Here is an 18,116-nt window from a genome sequence, read left to right as displayed (position 1 = left end):
AAAAGGTGAAGAGGGGCGAAACGTGCGGGCGGGCCGCGGGGCGGCGCTTTGGGCCACTGTCGGGCGAGTTGCGGCGCACGTTTGCAGCGCAGCTCATTATTATAGCCCTTCGCGCGACGCGGTTTCCGCGCCCGCCTGGCCGCCCGGCCGCTCCGGCGGCAAGCCCAGCAGACCTTCCAGTTCGTCCGACACCTGTGCGAAACGCTCGCTCAGGAAATCCAGCAATACGCGCACGCGCGGCGCCATGAAGCGGTTGCGATGGTAGAGCGCGTGCAGCGGCGCGTCCGGATAACGCCATTCCGGCAGCAGGATTTTCAGGCCGTCGGCGCGCAGGTCCGCTTCCACGTCCCACATCGACTTGATCGCGATGCCGTAGCCGCGCAGCGCCCATTCGCGGGCGACGGCGCCGTCGTTGGTCTCGCGGGCGGTTTCGAACGGCACGGTGTAGTGCTGCACCTCGTCGCCGCGCGTGAAGCGCCACTCGTTCGCCAGTCCGGTGGCGGTGGCCAGCACGATGCAGTCGAAATTTGCCAGATCGTGCGGATCCTTCGGCTCGCCCTTGCGCGCGATGTACTCTGGCGACGCGCACAGCACGCGCCGGTTCGGCGCCAGCTTGCGGGCGACCAGCGAGCTGTCCTGCGGCACGCCGAAGCGGATCGCCAGATCGATATCTTCCTGCACCAGATTCGCCAGCGAGTCCGACAGCGTCAGCGCAAAGGTGACTTCGGGATACAGCGCGTTGAATTCGTCGAGCCAGTGCATCAGCAGATTGCGGCCGAAGTCCGAGGTGGCCGACACCCGCACCTTGCCGCGCACGACGCCCTGGCCGGCTTGCAGGGCGGCTTCTGCGTCGTCGAGCGATTGCAGCGCCTGGCGGCAGCAATTCAGGTACAGCCGGCCCTCGTCGGTGAGCCTGAGTTGACGGGTGGTGCGTTCGAACAGACGCGCCTTGAGGCCGGCTTCGAGTTTGGCGAGGCGCGCGCTGGCGGCGGCCGGCGTCAGGCCCATCTTGCGGCCCGCCGCCGACAGACTGCCTTGCTGCGCCGCTTCGACGAACAGGCGAATGTCACCGAGGTTATCCATGGAGTGGCGCTTTCAAACAGAATTTGAAAATGCTTCAAATGCTACGCCAATTATCAAATCACTGTGTGTCCTCGACAATGCTGCATCGAAATCCCTGATGCCGCCCACGCCATGCAACTCGATCACGCAACGATCGTTACCGCCGACCTCGAGTCCGCCCGACGTTTCTTCGTCGATATTGCCGGGCTGACCGAGGGCGCGCGTCCGCCGTTCTCGATCGACGGCTACTGGCTGTACGCGAACGGCCGCCCGCTGATTCATCTGATCGACGCGACGGCGCCTGCCTCGCCCGGCAGGACGGCGCCGCGTATCGACCACATCGCGTTCCGGATGGAGAGCGCCGCCGAATGGCAGGCGCTGCTCGGCCGTTTGCGCGTACACGGCGTGGACTATCAAACGGCGCATGTGCCGCAGATGGGTCCGCAAGAGGCGCAGGCGCAACTCTTCGTGGCGCTCGCGCCGGGCGTCGTCGTCGAATTCGTGACGGCGCTGCATCACGCTCAACCTTAAACGCTGGAGTAGAAGACAAATGCCCATTCCATTATTGGCGCTGGCGATTAGCGCATTCGCGATCGGCACGACCGAATTCGTCATCATGGGCTTGCTGCCCGAGGTCGCGCATGATCTGGCCGTGTCGATTCCATCGGCGGGCCTGCTGGTGAGCGGTTATGCGCTCGGCGTCGCCGTCGGCGCACCGCTGCTCGCGGTGGTGACCAGCAAGATGCCGCGCAAGCTGGCGTTGCAGTTGCTGATGGGCGTGTTCATCGTCGGCAATACGTTGTGCGCGATCGCGTCGAGCTATTCCGTGCTGATGATCGCGCGGGTGGTGACCTCGTTCGCGCACGGTTCGTTCTTCGGCATCGGCGCGGTGGTGGCGGCTTCGCTCGTGCCGGCCGAAAAGCGCGCGAGCGCGATCGCGCTGATGTTCACCGGCCTCACGCTGGCGAACGTGCTCGGCGTGCCGTTCGGCACCTTCATCGGTCAGGAGTTCGGCTGGCGCGCGGCGTTCTGGATCGTCAGCGGCTTCGGCGTGCTGTCGCTCGCGGGCGTCACGGCGCTGCTGCCGAATCGTCACGATGCCGGTCCGGCCGGGCTCGGTCACGAAGTGCGCGTGCTGAAGGATCCGCAAGTGTGGACCGCGCTTGCGATGACGGTGCTCGGCTTCGGCGGCGTGTTCGTCGTGTTCACCTATATCGCGCCGATTCTCGAACAGGTGAGCGGCTTCTCGCCGCGCGGCGTCACGCTGATTCTGGTGCTGTTCGGCGTGGGTCTTACGATCGGCAACACGGTGGGCGGCAAGCTGGCGGACCGCGCGCTGATGCCTTCGCTGATGGGCATTCTGGTCGCGCTCGCGGTGGTGATGGCGATCTTCGCGCGCACCAGTCATTCGCAGGTAGCGGCGGCGATCACCATTTTCGTGTGGGGCATTGCCGCCTTCGCGACGGTGCCGCCTTTGCAGATGCGCGTGGTCGAGAAGGCCGCCGCGGCGCCGAATCTGGCTTCGACATTGAACATTGGTGCGTTCAACGTCGGCAACGCGGGCGGCGCGTGGCTCGGCGGACTCGTGATCAATCACGGCCATTCGCTCGATACCCTGCCGTGGGTCGCGGCCGCTGTCAGCGTGGCGGCGCTGTTGTTGACGTGGTTGGCGGCGCGCATGGATGCACCGGCGGCGAGCGTGGCGCAGGGCGCGTGAACGCGTGACGGCCGGTGAATCGACCGTGGGGACGCCCTTATGAAAAATTCGCACAAGCATTGCGGAAAACGTCCTCCGCAATGCTGATAACAGTGTGAAGATAACTTCGTTGGGCGCGGCGGGACGCAATGCTATCTTGCTTGCACTAACCGCTTGCCCGCCGTCCGGCGGCGCTTCTGGAGGCAATCATGCATTCCCCGCTTGCGCTGGTTCGCGATCCCACGGCTGACACCGATGCGTCGCCGCGTGCCGCAGAACCCTTCGATGCACTGGAACATCTGGTCGGCGTGAATCTCGCCCGCCTACGCGCCGAACGGCAACTGTCGCTCGACGCTCTCGCCCGCGCGTCCGGCGTCTCGCGCGCCATGCTCGCGCAAATCGAGTCGGCGCGCAGCGTGCCGTCCATCAAGGTGCTGTGCAAGGTGGCCGCCGCGTTGAAGGTGTCGGTGGCGGCCTTCCTGCGCCGTCACGCCACCAACGGCTTCGAGCATTTGCCGGCGGAGCGTTCGTCGCGCCTCGTCAGTTCGAACGGCCGCTATTCGGCACGGCCGCTTTACCCCGACGCCGAGCCGACCGCCGCCGAGTTTCACGAGTTGCGTATCGCGCCGTTGCACACCGAGGCCGGCACGCGCCGCGCGCCGGGCACGACGGTGAATCTGGTGGTGAGCGAAGGCACGCTGGAAGTCAGCGTGCACGATCAGCGCCAGTTGCTGGCCACCGGCGACGCGATCGTGTTCGACGCCGACCAGCCGCACAGCCTGCGCAATCCCGGCGACACGGAAGCGCGCGCGTTTCGCGTGACGCTGAAGGCGGAGACGCCGCCGCGCTGGGACGTGCCCGCGCACGCCGAGCCGGCCCGCGAGGCTGCGCCGGTTTGACTCGTGTTCGCAGACGCGTGAGCCCGCAATCCGGGATTACCGTCTGACCAGTAGGGTTGCGCTGCATGGGCGGCGCGACTGTTGTATGCTTTGCCAGCCGGTTGATCCGGCAATCAGTGCGTCTTCAGGGCGGGGTGAAATTCCCCACCGGCGGTATGCCGGCAACGCGAGAGCGTGAGCCGGCGAGCCCGCGAGCGCCCGCGTCGTCAAGGTGTTTGGATCTGTGCAACTACGTTGCATGGGACCCGAGTCAGTGCTTTGCATGGGACCGGAGTAACGCGCTAAAGCGTGAACTCCGGCCGACAGCTAAAGCACCAACTCTGGTCGACATGGGGTCAGCAGATCTGGTGAGAAGCCAGAGCCGACGGTTAGAGTCCGGATGGAAGAAGATGTGCAGATAGTCACGTTCGTTTCCGTGGCGCCGCTTGCAGCTTCGGGCGGTGCGCGAACGCTGCCTTGCGCGGCGCTCAACGGTGCGTCTTTGTCTGTTTGCAATGCCCTGAAACGTTTCTCGCCCAACTTTTGCGATGAGCGTTTCAACTATGTCTTTTGCTACTTTTCCTGCTCCTTCGACGATTGCGGATAGCGCATTCCTCGATCTCCCGCTGCTCGACACCGAAGCCGTTCCGCCGCGTATCGCCGCCGCCTTGCAAGCAATGCGCGATGGCCGCGCCGTCGTGCTGCAAGACGACCACGACCGCGAGAACGAAGCCGATCTGATCGTCTCCGCCGAGCGTCTGTCCGTCGAAACCATGGCGTTGCTGATCCGCGAATGCAGCGGCATTGTGTGCCTGTGCCTGCCCGACGAGAAGATCCGCGCGCTCGAACTGCCGCCAATGGCCGTCAACAACGAAAGCCGTCACGGCACCGCGTTCACGGTTTCTATCGAAGCACGCGAGGGCGTGACCACCGGCGTGTCCGCGCTCGATCGCGTGACGACGATTCGCGCCGCGATTGCCGATACGGCGAAGCCCGCCGATATCGTGCGTCCCGGCCATGTGTTCCCGTTGCGTGCGCAACCCGGCGGCGTGCTCGCGCGCCGCGGTCACACCGAAGGCACGGTGGACCTGGCGATTCTCGCGGGTCTGAAGCCGGCCGGCGTACTGTGCGAGCTGATGAACGCGGACGGCACGATGACGCGCGGCGCGGACGTGGAGCGCTTCGCCACGCAACACAATCTGCCGATGCTGACCATCGCCGAGCTGGTGGAGTTTCGTCAGGCGCTGGCGCAGGCGCGCGAATGCGTGGCCGACGAGGCTTGATACGCGAGGAGTGTGCGGGCGTGAGGTGACGTGTGCATACGTTATTGCGTCTCGTCTCATGCGTTGAGGCAAAAAAAGCCGGCAGTCTTCATTGAACTACCGGCTTTCTTATCGCCGCGAACGGCTACGACTGCACGTCACCGAATTCGCCGCGCATGCCCGCTTCGACCAGCGCGGGCAATTCATCCATATGCTGCATGATGCGCGTCATGCCCATCTTGCGCAGCGCGTCCGCGTAGCCATCGGGAATATGGCTCGCGCCGACGAAAGCGATCGTTTTCATACCCGCCGCCCGCGCTGCATTCAAACCCGCCACGCTGTCTTCCACCACGACGCATCGTGACGGCTCCACGCCCAGCGTCTTCGCGGCGAACAGATACACGTCGGGATAAGGCTTCGGGCGGGCCACCTGTTCCGCGCTGAAAATGCGTTCGCCGAAAATCTGCTGCAGACCCGCGCGCCGCACCGATGCATTCACGCGCGTCATGCGGCTGTTCGAGACGACGGCGGCCGGCAAGGCGACTCGTTGCAACGCGTCGCGCACGCCGTTGATCGGGCTGAGCGAAGCCGCGAGCGCGAGCTCGACGTTGTGTTCGATAGTGTCGAAAAAATTGGCGGGCAGCGTGATATCGAACGACCTCTCGATGCCTTCGAGAAAGCGCGACGTTTGCTGGCCAAAGGCCGTTTTGACGATGGGTTCGAATTCGAGGCCGGGGAACGTGGCGCTCAGCGTTTCGAGCATTACGCGGTCAGCGATGATTTCGCTGTCGACGAGCACGCCGTCGCAGTCACAGATGAGGTGGTCGATCATGCCTGGAAACGGAAAGCGAAGCGCATGGGGCAAGGCGATTGCAAGCGCATGCGCACAGAGTGAAAGCGTCATGATACGTGCTTTGGCGCCGCCCGCGCGGCGCCGCCGCTTTCCGTCGCGCCTCGGGCGCGTCCTTGACATGCCCCTGAGGCGGGTCTTAAGCGCGCGCCCGGATCAATGCACGTGCAGGTACAAATACAGACACGCTGCCGCCGCACCGCCCAGCAGCGGACCGCAAACCGGAATCCACGCATAGTGCCAGTCGCTATCGCGCTTGCCCGGAATCGGCAGCAGCGCGTGCATCAAACGCGGCGACAGGTCGCGTGCGGGACTCATCGCGTAGCCGGTCGGGCCGCCGAGCGAGATGCCGATGCCGAGCACCAGCAGGCCGACCGGCAGCGCGTCGAGCGCGCCGAGGCCGACTTGCGGCGAAGCCAGATACAGCACGCCGAGAATCAACACGAAGGTGGCGATCATTTCGGTGAGCAGGTTATGCGGCACGCTGCGAATCGCCGGCGCGGTGCAGAACACGCCGAGCTTTACGTCGGCATCGCCTTCTTTCGCGAAGTGCTGGCGATAGGCGACCCACACGAGCAGCGCGCCGGCCATGCCGCCGAGCATCTGCGCGGCCACATAGCCCGGCACTTTGGCCCACGCGAACTTGCCGGCCAGCGCGAGGCTGACGGTCACGACAGGATTCAGGTGCGCGCCGCTGAAGGACGCGGTGACGTAGACGGCGATGAACACGGCCATCGCCCAACCCATCACGATCACGATCAGATCCGCGCCTTTGCCTTTGGTCCGCGCAAGCAGCACGTTGGCAACGGCGCCGTCGCCGAGCAGCACCACGAGCGCCGTGCCGATGAATTCCGCAATGTAAGGATGCATCGTTGGTTATCCGAACTATAGTTGTCGGGGAAGCCGCGGGATAAGCGGCTTCTTATGTCGAGACAGGCGTGCTGGAAAAACGCGCTCAGGGCGTATCGGCCCAGGCCTTCGCGGCGCGGATCGCGCGCTTCCAGCCGTCGAGGCATGCCTTGACCTCGGCGTGCGGCAGGGCGGGCGTGAAGCGGCGGTCGAGTTTCCACTGGCTTTGCAGCTCGTCGACATCTTTCCAGTAACCCACCGCGAGACCGGCCAGATAAGCGGCGCCCAACGCGGTCGTTTCCGACACCTTGGGGCGCACGGCGTCGACGCCGAGAATGTCCGCCTGGAATTGCATCAGCAGATTGTTCGCGCAGGCGCCGCCGTCCACTCGCAATTCGCCGATGCGAATGCCGGAGTCGGCTTCCATCGCCTTCAACACGTCGAGCGATTGATAGGCGATCGAGTCGAGCGCGGCGCGTGCGATATGCGCCGACGACGTGCCGCGCGTCACGCCGAACAGCGTGCCGCGAGCGCGCGCATTCCAGTGCGGTGCGCCAAGGCCGGCGAAGGCCGGCACCAGATACACGCCGTCGCAATGCGGCACGCTGCGCGCCAGCGTTTCGATTTCAGCGGCGTTCTTGATGATGCCGAGGCCGTCGCGCAGCCATTGCACTACCGCGCCGCCAATGAAGATGCTGCCTTCCAGCGCGTAATTGATCTGGTCGCCGATCTGCCAGGCAATCGTGGTGACGAGATTGTTCTTCGATTCGATCGGCTTGTCGCCGGTGTTCATCACGAGGAAGCAGCCCGTGCCGTAGGTGTTCTTCACCATGCCCGACTCCGTGCACATCTGGCCGAAGAGCGCGGCGTGCTGATCGCCGGCGATCCCCGCGAGCGGAATCTTCGAAGCGAACACGGTGGTCTTGGTCGGGCCGTACGTTTCCGACGAAGCACGCACTTCCGGCAGCATGCTGCGTGGAATGTCGAGCGCTTCGAGCAGTTCGTCGTCCCACTTCAGCGAGTGGATGTTGAACAGCATCGTGCGCGACGCGTTGGTGACGTCGGTGATGTGCAGGCCGCCCTTGGTGAAATTCCACACCAGCCAGCTATCGACGGTGCCGAACGCAAGACGGCCCTGTTTGGCTTTTTCGCGCGCGCCCTCGACGTTGTCGAGAATCCAGCGGATCTTGGTGGCCGAGAAATACGAGTCGATCGGCAGGCCGGTTTTTGCGCGAACTTTTTCTTCGAGCCCCTGCTCTTTGAGCAGGTCGCAGAAGTCCGCGGTGCGGCGATCCTGCCAGACGATCGCGTTATAGACAGGATGGCCGGTTTCGCGATCCCACACGATGGTGGTTTCGCGCTGGTTGGTGATGCCGATCGCGGCGATCGAGGTGCCGTTCATGCCGGCGCGCGTCACGGCCTCGGCGGCGACGCCGGCCTGGGTCGACCAGATTTCCTGCGGATCGTGTTCGACCCAGCCCGGGCGCGGGTAGATTTGCCGGAATTCCTTCTGGGCGGTCGACATGATATTGCCGAGCCGATCGAACAGCATCGCGCGCGAGCTGGTGGTGCCTTGGTCAAGCGCGAGAATGTACTGATCCTGCATTGTCTCTTCTCCATGCGTTTCATGAATCGCCAGCGGGGTAACCGGCGACGGGAACGGCTTGTTGTTTTAAGCGGGCTGCAACAGTTTGTGGTGATGCGTCCCGGCTTGTTGCAGCCGAGGGGTGAAGCAATCCGGTTCGTTCAAATGCAGCGCGCGCCGCGTGCCGATGTCTGACTATGCGCTCTGTCGCGCGGGTTCGCGGGCGAACCATGCGTCGATATCGCGTGTGATCGAATCGAGCGTGCCCGGTTCGACGTGCAAGCCGAGTTTCGATCGGCGCCACAACACGTCTTGTGCGCTGCGCGCCCATTCGGTATCGCGCAGGTAAGTCAGTTCCGCTTCGTAAAGACCGGGCGCGAAGGCGCGGCCGAGCTCGGCCACGGAACGCGCATTGCCGATCACATGCTTGACGCGTGTGCCGTAGGCGCGGGCGAGGCGGTGCGCGAGGTCGGCCGGCAACCATGCATGCTGCTGCCTGAATTCGCCGAGAAAGCGCTCGAAGTTGGCGCCGGGCATATCGCCGCCGGGCAATGGCGCGCCGGCTGTCCATGACGATGCGTCGTGATGCAGCGCATGCGCGAGTTGGTCGACGGCTTCTTCCGCCAGTTTGCGGAAGGTGGTGATCTTGCCGCCGAACACCGACAGCAGAGGCGCTTCACCGGCGGGCGCGTCGAGTTCAAGCGAATAATCGCGCGTGACCGCGGACGGGTTGTCCGCGCCTTCTTCTTCGAGCAGCGGGCGTACGCCCGAATAGGTCCAGCGCACGTCGGCCGGCGAGATCTTCTGCTTGAAATAGCGGTTGATCGAGTCGCACAGGTATTGCGTTTCTTCGGCGTTTATCGCCACTTGCGACGGGTCGCCGCGATATTCGAGATCCGTTGTGCCGATCAGCGTGTAATCGTGTTCGTACGGAATCGCGAAGATGATCCGCTTGTCCGGATTCTGGAAGATGTACGCGTGGTCGTGTTCGAACAGACGCCGCGTGACGATGTGGCTGCCTTTCACGAGCCGCACGCTGTGCGACGCCGCGCGGCCGAGCGCGCCTTGCAGCAGTTCGCCGACCCACGGCCCCGCGGCATTCGCAATCGAGGCGGCGCGCACGTCCAGAATCGTGCCGTCGGCGCGTTTGAGTTGCGCGCGCCATTCGCCGCCGGCGCGCACGGCGCTCAACAGTTTCGTGCGGGTGAGAATTTTCGCGCCGCGCTCCTCGGCATCCAGCGCGTTCAGCACGACCAGCCGCGCGTCGTTGACCCAGCCGTCCGAGTACACAAAGCCGCGCTTGATCGAATCGACGAGCGGCGCGCCCGCCGGATGGTTGCGCATCACGATGCCGCGCGAGCCGGGCAGCAGTTCGCGTTTGGCCAGATGGTCGTACAGGAACAGACCGGCGCGGATCAGCCAGGCCGGGCGCAGGTCGGGCATGTGCGGCATCACGAAGCGCAGCGGCCACATGATGTGCGGCGCGGCGCGCAACAGCGTTTCGCGCTCCTGCAGGGCTTTGCGCACCAGCCCGAACTCGCGGTATTCCAGATAGCGCAGCCCGCCGTGAATCAGCTTGGTACTGGCCGACGACGTATGCGCCGCCAGATCGTCCTGTTCGCACAGCAGAACCGACAGGCCGCGGCCCGCCGCGTCGCGAGCGATGCCGGCGCCGTTGATCCCGCCGCCCACCACGAGCAAATCGTATCTTGAGCCTTGCGTCACCTGCTGTGTCCCCTACGTCGATCTGGAAAGCCGTTTGGAAAATCTATCGAACCGATAGTGTTCGTTTGCGAACTTTAATGAACATATTCGAAAAAGTAAAGTTCGGATTGTCTGGCTGACCCTCTAACGGTCGTCCGGGTAGTGGCGCAACGCGCAGCCACGGACGATACTCTCGGCAGCAGCCATTTCGAGGTGAATTCATGCGTGGACTTTTGATGATCGGCGCCGCAGCGCTTCTCGCGGGGTGCGTCAGCTCGCCGAGCCTGAGCGGAACGAGGGGCGCACCGTCGTTCGTGTCGTTGCAACAGATGTGCAGCGCCCAGACAGTCGACTATGGCAACGACGCCCAAGGCGTCTACGCGGCCATGTTCGACGCGTATGTGGCGAACCGGCACGGCAAGTTGTCGAAGGACGATTTCTGTGCATTCCAGACGTCGATCGCGCAGCGTTACACGAGCCAGGGCGCGAGCACCGATCCGCAAATCCGTAATCAGTGGGTGACGTTCTTCACCGACCAGCGCGCCAGGGCGTTGAGCTGGCGCGCGGCTGTGGATCCGACCTTGCGTAACGGCTGAGCCTGGCGCGTGCGCCTGCTGTCTTGCCGAGCGCCGCCGTTGGCTGAACGGCGTTGCGCGTAGCCGGCGCTAGCCGCGCTGCGGCTGCGCGCCGCGCCACAGCATGCGGCGAATTTGCGCGAATACGGCTTCGCGCGTCGGCGTATTGAGGGCGTCGGGTTGTTGCGCCTGCGGCAACGGCAACTGATCGGCCAGCGCCAGCATGGTGAAGCCGTGCAGACTGGCCCAATACGCGTAGCCGATCAGCCGTGGATCGCCTTCCAGAATGCCCGCCGCGACGAGCCGCTCGAAATGCGCGCCGAGCATGCGCCACGCGCGCTGTGACGCCGCGGCGAGTTCCGGGTAGACGCTGTCCCGCTGGGTCAGGTCGAACATCAAACGGTAGGCGTGCGGTTCGTCGAGTGCGAAAGCGACGTAGGCTTCGCTCACCACGGAATGATCCGTTTCCGTGGCGGCCTCCGCTGCCGCTTCGAGGCGTGCCGCGAAACGATTGAATGCGGCTGAGCGGACCATCGCGAGAATCTCGTCCTTGTCGCGGAAGTAGCGATAGGGCGTCATGGCACTACACCGCAGTTCTTTTGCCAGTTCGCGCATCGTCACGCCCTCGGCGCCGCGCGTGGCGAACGCATTCTCGGCCACATGCCGCATGGCTTCGCGGAATTGGCGAATGTCGTCGGGGGAGAGCGTTTTGGGCATGCGCGAAGGCAGAAAGTCCGTCGCGTCAATTTACTGCGTAAATGAGGCGGGCACAATAAAGCAGGACGCTAGGTGGCGTCCTGCTTTTCACGCGAAGAATATTTGGGCGGTCTCAACGCAGCACAACCGCACGATCAAAGCGCCGTGTGCTGCGCGCCTCTCCCCTTTTGGGACATAAACTGCCCGTTCAACGGAGAGACGCGGTGAAACCGGGAAAACTAGGAAAGACGCTTGATGGCCCGCAATGCGCTGTCGCCGGTTTCAGTCACGCGCCATTGTTCGTTGCCTGACGCGAGCCGTTCCAGTTCCACCAACTGACGTTCCAGCAGGGCGTCGAGTTCTTCTCGCTCCATGTCGACCTGATTGGGAGCGTCCTTGACGAGCAACAACGTAGCGAATTCATGCGGACTCAGCATCGTTCTCTCCATGTCAGGCAAACGCGGACGGCCTTGCCGGCGACTGGCTCAAGCCAGTGAGTCCGCAAAGGATCAGGCGGGAGGTACGGCTCACGACAGTTTCACGCAACCGGCGCTACGCGGAACGCGCAACGAACGCCGGGGAACTGGAGTGTAGTCAACCGCACGTTAAACACCAAATCGGCCCCAGTAAATTTTCCCTTTGACAATTGGGCGCCTCAGCGGCGGTTGGGAGCCGCCGTCAGTTCCTTGATTTCACTCGAAGTTTTTCGTGCGCTGCAGCATGGCGGAGAATGCCTGGCCTCACTCGGCCACATATACCTGGCAGTTGGCGGCGGCGAGCGTTTCGGTCATCGCGGCGGGCGGCGCCATGTCCGTGAACAGGGCGTCGATCTGATCGAGATGGCCTTGGCGAACCAGCGCGGGGCGGCCGAATTTCGAGTTGTCGGCGGCGAGGAAAACGGTGCGCGCGTGCTGGATGATCGCTTCGGCCACGCGAACTTCGCGCGTGTCGAAGTCGCGCAGCGTGCCGTCCGTTTCGATGCTCGACGTGCCGACGATCGCAAAGTCCACCTTGAACTGGCGGATGAAATCGATCGCCAGTTCGCCGACAATCCCTTTGTCCCACGGCCGCACGATGCCGCCCGTCACCAGCACCTCGCAATCCGGATAGCCGCTCATCATGCTGGCGACGTTCAGATTGTTGGTGATCACGCGCAGCCCGCGGTGGCGATTGAGCGCGCGAGCCACTTCCTCCGTGGTGGTGCCGAGGTTGATGAAGAGCGAGGCCTGATCGGGAATGTGAGTGGCCACTAGCGCCGCAATGCGCCGCTTTTCTTCGTGGAACATGCGCTGACGCGCAGTGTAGGAGACGTTTTCGGAACTGGTCGGAAGACTGGCGCCGCCGTGATAACGGCGCAGCAGATTCATGTCGGCGAGCCAGTTGACGTCGCGGCGGATCGTCTGCGGCGTCACGTCGAAGTGCGCCGCGAGGTCGTCCACGGTCACGAAGCCGTCGCGTTGCACCCACTCCAGCAGTTCCTGTTGCCGGGCATTGAGAGTCAGGCGGGGGTCTCGGGTCATGTGTCTCGGTTCGTGGGATTTTTGTCGGCGCTGCCCGCCGCCGGCGCGCCAGGGCTCGACCGGTGGGCGGGTGATGCGTGAACGGGGTGAGCGTATTGTAAGACCATCACGCGCACTGTCTGCCAAGTCGTGCGACATGCATGAGATGCAACACGACGGCGGTACGATCCATTCAGGCGTTTTGCGCATTTATTCATTTGATAAATGAATTTGTTTTTTGGGCCGGATCACGATGCAATCCCGAATTCCGCGTTGACTTGTGCTTCACTCCATCTACCCCATTCGCCCCGTTTCCATTGGTTCCGCGTTCCGCAAGCCGGGCCGCGCTTTCTAGAGTGTTCGACATGACTGGCTTCAACTGGCAAAACCCTTACCCGACACCGCGTCTGCCTGTGTTCGCGCGCAACATCGTTTCGACTTCGCATCCGCTCGCCGCGCAAGCCGGGCTGCGCATGCTGTGGAAAGGCGGCAATGCCGTCGATGCGGCGATCGCGGCCGCCGCCGCCATCACGGTGGTCGAGCCGGTATCGTGCGGGCTTGGCGGCGACGCCTTCGCGCTGGTGTGGGACGGCAAGAAGCTGCATGGCCTGAACGCCTCGGGTGTGTCGCCGGCGGCGTGGAACGTCGACTACTTCAAGCGCAAATACGGCGAGGAAAACGGTCTCGCGAAGCAGCCCAAGCGCGGCTGGGACGCGGTGACGGTGCCGGGCGTGATCGCCGGCTGGGAGGCGCTGCATCAGAAATTCGGCACGCTGCCGTTCGCCGACCTGATGGAGCCGGCCATCGAAATCGCCGAGCGCGGGCATGCGGTGGCGAGCATCGTCGCCTACAAGTGGGCGGCAGCCGTGCCGGAACTGAAGGACCTGCCGGGCTTCGCCCAAACTTTCATGCCGCGCGGCCGCGCGCCGGAAGTGAGTGAGCTGGTGCGCTTTCCCGGCCATGCGAAGACGCTGCGCAAGCTCGCCGAGCAGGGCCCGCGCGCGTACTACGAGGGTGAAATCGCCGAACGGATCGCCGCATTTTCGCGCGAAGGCGGCGGCGCGCTGACCGCCGACGATCTGCGCAACTACCGCGCGGATTGGGTCGAACCGATCGGCAAGGACTATCGCGGCTACACGGTGCACGAGATTCCGCCGAACGGGCAGGGAATTGCGGCGCTGATCGCGCTGGGCATCCTCGAAAAATTCGACGTGAAGGAGCTGGCGGTCGACAACGTCGAGTCGCAGCACTTGCAGATCGAAGCGATGAAGCTGGCGTTCGCCGACGTCTACCGCTACGTTGCCGATCCGCGTTCGATGGACGTCACGCCCGAGCAGATGCTCGACGACGCATACCTCACCTCGCGCGCGAAACTGATCGATCACAAGCGCGCCACGCACTTCAACTTCGGCATGCCGAAGGCCGGCGGCACCATCTACATGTCGGTGGCGGACGAGCGCGGCATGATGGTCAGCTTCATCCAGTCGAACTACATGGGCTTCGGCTCGGGCATCGTGGTGCCGGATAGCGGTATCGCCATGCAGAATCGCGGCTGCGGTTTCTCGATGGATCCGAAGTCGCCGAACGTGGTGGAAGGCGGCAAACGGCCGTTCCACACGATCATCCCGTCGTTCCTCACGCAGCAGGTGAACGGGCAGCAGGAAGCGGTGATGAGCTTCGGCGTGATGGGCGGCGACATGCAGCCGCAAGGTCATCTGCAATCCATCGTGCGGATGCTCGACTACGGTCAGCAGCCGCAGGCCGCGTGCGACGCGCCGCGCTGGAAGGTCAATCGCGACTTCACGATCGACATCGAATCGACGCTCGATCCGAAGACCGCCGAGGCCTTGCAGAAGCTCGGCCACACCATCAAGTCGGTCGACGATCCGTACATGGACTTCGGCTCCGGCCAGTACATCTGGAAGCTCGATCGCAACGATCCGGAGCGCGGCTATGTGGCGGCGAGCGACAGCCGCCGCGACGGGTTGGCCGCCGGGTTCTAGAAAAGGCATCCATCAGCGAAACGGCCGCCCGTTGAGGCGGCGCTTCGCCGCGCACGCACGCGAGGCTTCGTGCATCGCTCGCGGCGGCGCGATTGATCGACTGCCGCGGCAAGGTATCGCGCGAATCAGCTACACCGGACGCCAGCGGCGCTTCTGGCACACCCGGTATCGGGCATCAGCATCAGACAGGCAGGAGATATCATGCAGACCCCCGCGTCGCCGTCGGCGACCACTTCCGCGCATTCCCCGACTGCGCCGCTTTCCAAAGCGATGGTACGGCGGATCGTGTTTTCATCGTCGGTCGGCAATGCGCTCGAGTGGTTCGACTTTCTGGTCTACGGATACTTCGCGACCATCATCGCCAAAGAGTTTTTCCCGATGCAGGACGAGTGGCTCTCCACGCTGCTCGCCATTGCCACCTTCGGCATTTCGTTCCTGATGCGGCCGCTGGGCGCGGTCGTACTGGGTATCTACGGCGACCGCAAAGGCCGCAAGGCGGCGCTGACGCTCGCCATCGCGCTCATGATGGTCGGCACCTTCACGATGGCGGTGATGCCGCCATATGCAACCATCGGCATGGCGGCGCCGATCCTGATTCTGCTCGCGCGGCTCGTGCAAGGCTTCGCGGTGGGCGGCGAGTTCGGCAGCGCGACGGCCTTCATGGTCGAACATAGCGCGTCGCGCCGCGGCTACTACGCCAGCTGGCAGTTCGCGAGCCAGGGTCTCGCCGCGATCACGGCGGCCGCGTTCGGCTCGCTGCTGACCGCGTGGCTACCGCCCGCGCAACTGAACGACTGGGGTTGGCGCATGCCGTTCGTGTTCGGCTTGCTGGTCGGCCCGGTGGGCTATTACATCCGTTCGCATCTCGACGAGACACCCGAATTCCTCGCGCTGCGCGAGGCGCGTGAGGCTGGCGGTGCGCGCACGGAGGCGAGCGGCGAGAAGGACGCCTCGTTCGCCAGCCAGTGGGTCAACCTGCTGCTCGCCGTTGGTATCGTCGCGCAATCCACGGTCGGTGTGTATGTGCTGCAACTCTACATGCCGATGTATGCGGTCAAGCAGTTGCACATGCCGGCGGCGGCATCGTTCGGCGTGGTGGTGCTCAACGGCGGCCTGCAATTCCTGCTTTCGCCAGTCATGGGCGCATGGTCCGATCGGATCGGCCGGATTCGCATCATGCTGACCACGTCGATCCTGATGGGCGGGCTGATCTATCCGATGTTCGCACTGCTGCAGACTCATCCGACCATCGGCTGGCTGCTGCTGTTGCAGGGCACCGCAGGAATTTTCAAGGCGGCCTATTCCGGGCCCATGCCCGCGTTGATGTCGGAGATCTTTCCTACCCAAGTGCGCTCGACGGGTCTTTCAATCGGTTACAGCATTGGCGTGACGATCTTCGGTGGCTTTGCGCCCACGATTGTCGAAACGTTCATTCATTTGACCGGCGACAAACTTGCGCCAAGTTACTACGTGCTGATTGCCGCGGTGCTGTCGGGCCTCTCGCTCGTCGTCGTAGCCTGGCGTATGCGCCGCATGCGTCTGATGCAGGGCGTTCAGCCCGCCTGACCGGCAAGGCGGCCGGCGCCGAACCGAGGCGCCGACGGGCCTGCCTGACATGATCGGCGAGGCATCGTTGCAGACTTGAGCCAGCTCTTCGAGCTGGCTTTTTTTGTGCCTTGACGCCGCTATTTTGTCCGACTGAATGTTTCGACTATCGAGGAATTGGAACTGCGGCGGACCGGCATGGTCTGTGCTGGGTTATCTGCAGAGTTGTGAAACACCGGCTAAGATGCAAGATACAAGGGGTTAACTCTAATTCAAGGCGCTGTATCTGACACGGCAGACCGTTCGGGCGAGAGCGGGCTGTTTCGAGCACGCTCCACGAGTCGATACAGCTTTCGGAGCAAGACACGATGCACACTGAGCTGAACCATGTCATGCCCTGGCGGATCGAGGATATCGACCTCACCCGCATCGATCGGCAAAAGGCCGTCGCTAACGAAGACTTGCTGCTGCTGCTGTGCGCGTCTTCGTTTATCGAAAGCGGCTCCGATCTGTACACCAGCAACCTGAGCACGTTTTTCAACGGCGATCCCGAAGTCTCGGCCTGGCTCAACCAGGAGTGGGAGCCCGAAGAACTGCAGCACGGCCGCGCGCTCAAGACGTATATCGCTTACGTGTGGCCCGAGTTCGACTGGGACACGGCGTTTCGCAATTTCATGGAAGAGTACTCGCTGACCTGTTCAGTGGAGGATTTCGAAAAGACCCGCGCGCTCGAGATGGTCGCGCGCTGCGTGGTGGAAACCGGTACGGCAACGCTGTATCGCGCGATCGGCGAATGCTCGGACGAGCCGGTGCTCAAGCAGATCACCGACAACATCCGCACCGACGAAGTCCGTCACTACAAGCACTTTTTCAAGTACTTCAAGAAGTACAACAAGATCGAAGGCAACGGCCGGCTTGCTGTGCTGGGCGCGCTGATGCGCCGCGTCATAGAGATCAAGAACGAGGACTCCGAGATCGCCTTGCGGCACGTCTTCGCGGTTCGTTATCCGGAGCGCGTGCACGACTCGGCCTATAACCGCGAGCGCGCGGCACGTATCAATGCGTTGGTGCGGCGCAATCTGTCGGCCGACATGTGTGTGAAGATGCTGCTCAAGCCGCTCGATCTGCCGGCGAGGATCCAGCCGGGTGTGCATTACCCGCTCGCCAAGATTACGCAGCACGTGTTCTTCCGCTGATTCACGGTCGATGTCCGGCGTCGATGTACGGCGTTGCAAATGGCCCGCTCATGCGGGCCATTTGCTTCCCGGTGCATGATGCGGGCTTGTTCCCCCGGACTTGTTGACCAGACTTGTCCACCTCTAACCGGATCGAGACGATGAGCGATACTCCTGCCCCCGAACGTCCGCTCGAACACAACGTGTTCGATGAATGGCCCGATGCCGTGCGCGTTTTGTTCGACGGTTCGTCGCTTGCGAGCAAGACGGGTTTTACGGCGTCGTTGCTGAGCGTCGATGCGAATGGCCATGTGCGCACGTCGCTGCTCGGCGTCGGCGAGTTGTATGCGCCGGATTCGCGCACGCTATGCATCGCGTTGTGGCCGCAAGCGAGGGCGACGCGCGCCATAGCGCAAAGCGGACGGGCGGCGCTTACCTTTGTCTGCGACGAAGCGTTCTATCAGGTGCAACTGCTGATGACGCCGCTGGCGAGCGTTGCCGGCGACGCCAGCGGGCTCGTCTATCTGCACGGTTCGATCGACACCGCGGAGGCGCAAAGCGTCCGTTATGCGCGCCTGACTAGCGGCATTACGTTCGAACTGGAAGGGGAGGGAAAGGCGGTGCTCGATCGATGGGAACAGCAGATCGAGCACCTGAAGCAAGCCGCGGCTGCGGCCGGCCGGTAGTCCTTCTTCGCGTGAGGGCAGCGGCCGGGGAAGGCGGCCGCTTGGGATCTA

17 protein-coding genes are annotated in these 18,116 nt (G+C 63.6%); 9 read left to right on the top strand and 8 right to left on the bottom strand.

The annotated features are described in order from the left end of the window. Nucleotides 1-99 precede the first annotated feature (99 nt). Nucleotides 100-1,083: a LysR family transcriptional regulator gene (locus tag PDMSB3_RS17255; RefSeq protein WP_007180451.1), complete on the bottom strand. Its 984-nt coding sequence runs from the start codon at nucleotides 1,081-1,083 to the stop codon at nucleotides 100-102. A 111-nt stretch (nucleotides 1,084-1,194) separates the two neighbouring features. Between PDMSB3_RS17255 and PDMSB3_RS17250 the strand changes: the two genes are divergently transcribed. From PDMSB3_RS17250 to ribB, 4 genes are all read left to right on the top strand, one after another. Next, nucleotides 1,195-1,593 carry a VOC family protein gene (locus PDMSB3_RS17250; RefSeq protein ID WP_035518491.1) on the top strand — a complete coding sequence of 133 codons (399 nt, stop codon included), beginning with the start codon at nucleotides 1,195-1,197 and terminating at the stop codon, nucleotides 1,591-1,593. 19 nt (nucleotides 1,594-1,612) lie between these two features. Then, entirely contained in the window at nucleotides 1,613-2,779 is a 1,167-nt protein-coding gene (locus tag PDMSB3_RS17245; RefSeq protein ID WP_007180453.1) for an MFS transporter, read from the top strand. A gap of 188 nt (nucleotides 2,780-2,967) precedes the next feature. Then, nucleotides 2,968-3,657, top strand: a complete 690-nt coding sequence (locus PDMSB3_RS17240) for a helix-turn-helix domain-containing protein (RefSeq protein ID WP_007180454.1) — start codon at nucleotides 2,968-2,970, stop codon at nucleotides 3,655-3,657. Nucleotides 3,658-4,199: 542 nt separating this feature from the next. Further along, the gene (gene ribB, locus PDMSB3_RS17235) at nucleotides 4,200-4,919 is read left to right on the top strand and encodes a 3,4-dihydroxy-2-butanone-4-phosphate synthase (protein WP_007180455.1); all 720 of its coding nucleotides are present in this window, start codon (nucleotides 4,200-4,202) and stop codon (nucleotides 4,917-4,919) included. Nucleotides 4,920-5,043: 124 nt separating this feature from the next. Here ribB and PDMSB3_RS17230 read toward each other — a convergent pair whose 3' ends face one another. The 4 genes from PDMSB3_RS17230 to glpD all read right to left on the bottom strand — a co-directional run bounded on the left by PDMSB3_RS17230 (nucleotide 5,044) and on the right by glpD (nucleotide 9,907). Next, the gene (locus PDMSB3_RS17230) at nucleotides 5,044-5,730 is read right to left on the bottom strand and encodes an HAD family hydrolase (RefSeq protein ID WP_007180456.1); all 687 of its coding nucleotides are present in this window, start codon (nucleotides 5,728-5,730) and stop codon (nucleotides 5,044-5,046) included. Nucleotides 5,731-5,904: 174 nt separating this feature from the next. Further along, complete coding sequence (locus tag PDMSB3_RS17225) at nucleotides 5,905-6,618, bottom strand: MIP/aquaporin family protein (RefSeq protein ID WP_007180457.1); 714 nt, start codon at nucleotides 6,616-6,618, stop codon at nucleotides 5,905-5,907. Between the two features lie 85 nt (nucleotides 6,619-6,703). Further along, nucleotides 6,704-8,203, bottom strand: a complete 1,500-nt coding sequence (gene glpK / locus PDMSB3_RS17220; RefSeq protein ID WP_165187028.1) for a glycerol kinase GlpK — start codon at nucleotides 8,201-8,203, stop codon at nucleotides 6,704-6,706. A gap of 174 nt (nucleotides 8,204-8,377) precedes the next feature. Beyond that, nucleotides 8,378-9,907 (bottom strand): glycerol-3-phosphate dehydrogenase, encoded by a 1,530-nt coding sequence (gene glpD / locus PDMSB3_RS17215; protein WP_007180459.1) that lies wholly within the window; start codon nucleotides 9,905-9,907, stop codon nucleotides 8,378-8,380. Nucleotides 9,908-10,107: 200 nt separating this feature from the next. Between glpD and PDMSB3_RS17210 the strand changes: the two genes are divergently transcribed. Beyond that, complete coding sequence (locus PDMSB3_RS17210) at nucleotides 10,108-10,482, top strand: hypothetical protein (RefSeq protein WP_007180460.1); 375 nt, start codon at nucleotides 10,108-10,110, stop codon at nucleotides 10,480-10,482. A gap of 69 nt (nucleotides 10,483-10,551) precedes the next feature. On the opposite strand, the gene PDMSB3_RS17205 is transcribed toward PDMSB3_RS17210, so the two are convergent. From PDMSB3_RS17205 to PDMSB3_RS17195, 3 genes are all read right to left on the bottom strand, one after another. Then, complete coding sequence (locus PDMSB3_RS17205; RefSeq protein WP_007180461.1) at nucleotides 10,552-11,178, bottom strand: TetR/AcrR family transcriptional regulator; 627 nt, start codon at nucleotides 11,176-11,178, stop codon at nucleotides 10,552-10,554. Nucleotides 11,179-11,396: 218 nt separating this feature from the next. Then, the gene (locus PDMSB3_RS17200) at nucleotides 11,397-11,594 is read right to left on the bottom strand and encodes a hypothetical protein (protein ID WP_007180462.1); all 198 of its coding nucleotides are present in this window, start codon (nucleotides 11,592-11,594) and stop codon (nucleotides 11,397-11,399) included. A 303-nt stretch (nucleotides 11,595-11,897) separates the two neighbouring features. Beyond that, nucleotides 11,898-12,677, bottom strand: a complete 780-nt coding sequence (locus PDMSB3_RS17195) for a DeoR/GlpR family DNA-binding transcription regulator (RefSeq protein WP_007180463.1) — start codon at nucleotides 12,675-12,677, stop codon at nucleotides 11,898-11,900. Nucleotides 12,678-13,021: 344 nt separating this feature from the next. Between PDMSB3_RS17195 and ggt the strand changes: the two genes are divergently transcribed. The 4 genes from ggt to PDMSB3_RS17175 all read left to right on the top strand — a co-directional run bounded on the left by ggt (nucleotide 13,022) and on the right by PDMSB3_RS17175 (nucleotide 18,065). Beyond that, complete coding sequence (gene ggt / locus PDMSB3_RS17190; protein WP_007180464.1) at nucleotides 13,022-14,659, top strand: gamma-glutamyltransferase; 1,638 nt, start codon at nucleotides 13,022-13,024, stop codon at nucleotides 14,657-14,659. 201 nt (nucleotides 14,660-14,860) lie between these two features. Continuing rightward, nucleotides 14,861-16,225 (top strand): MFS transporter, encoded by a 1,365-nt coding sequence (locus tag PDMSB3_RS17185; protein WP_007180465.1) that lies wholly within the window; start codon nucleotides 14,861-14,863, stop codon nucleotides 16,223-16,225. Between the two features lie 347 nt (nucleotides 16,226-16,572). Then, the gene (locus PDMSB3_RS17180; protein ID WP_007180466.1) at nucleotides 16,573-17,400 is read left to right on the top strand and encodes a ferritin-like domain-containing protein; all 828 of its coding nucleotides are present in this window, start codon (nucleotides 16,573-16,575) and stop codon (nucleotides 17,398-17,400) included. A 140-nt stretch (nucleotides 17,401-17,540) separates the two neighbouring features. Then, nucleotides 17,541-18,065 (top strand): hypothetical protein, encoded by a 525-nt coding sequence (locus PDMSB3_RS17175; RefSeq protein ID WP_007180467.1) that lies wholly within the window; start codon nucleotides 17,541-17,543, stop codon nucleotides 18,063-18,065. Nucleotides 18,066-18,116: the final 51 nt, after the last annotated feature.

The organism is Paraburkholderia dioscoreae, assembly GCF_902459535.1.
Classification (GTDB): Bacteria; Pseudomonadota; Gammaproteobacteria; order Burkholderiales; family Burkholderiaceae; genus Paraburkholderia; species Paraburkholderia dioscoreae.
This window is presented reverse-complemented; position numbering and strand designations above follow the sequence as displayed.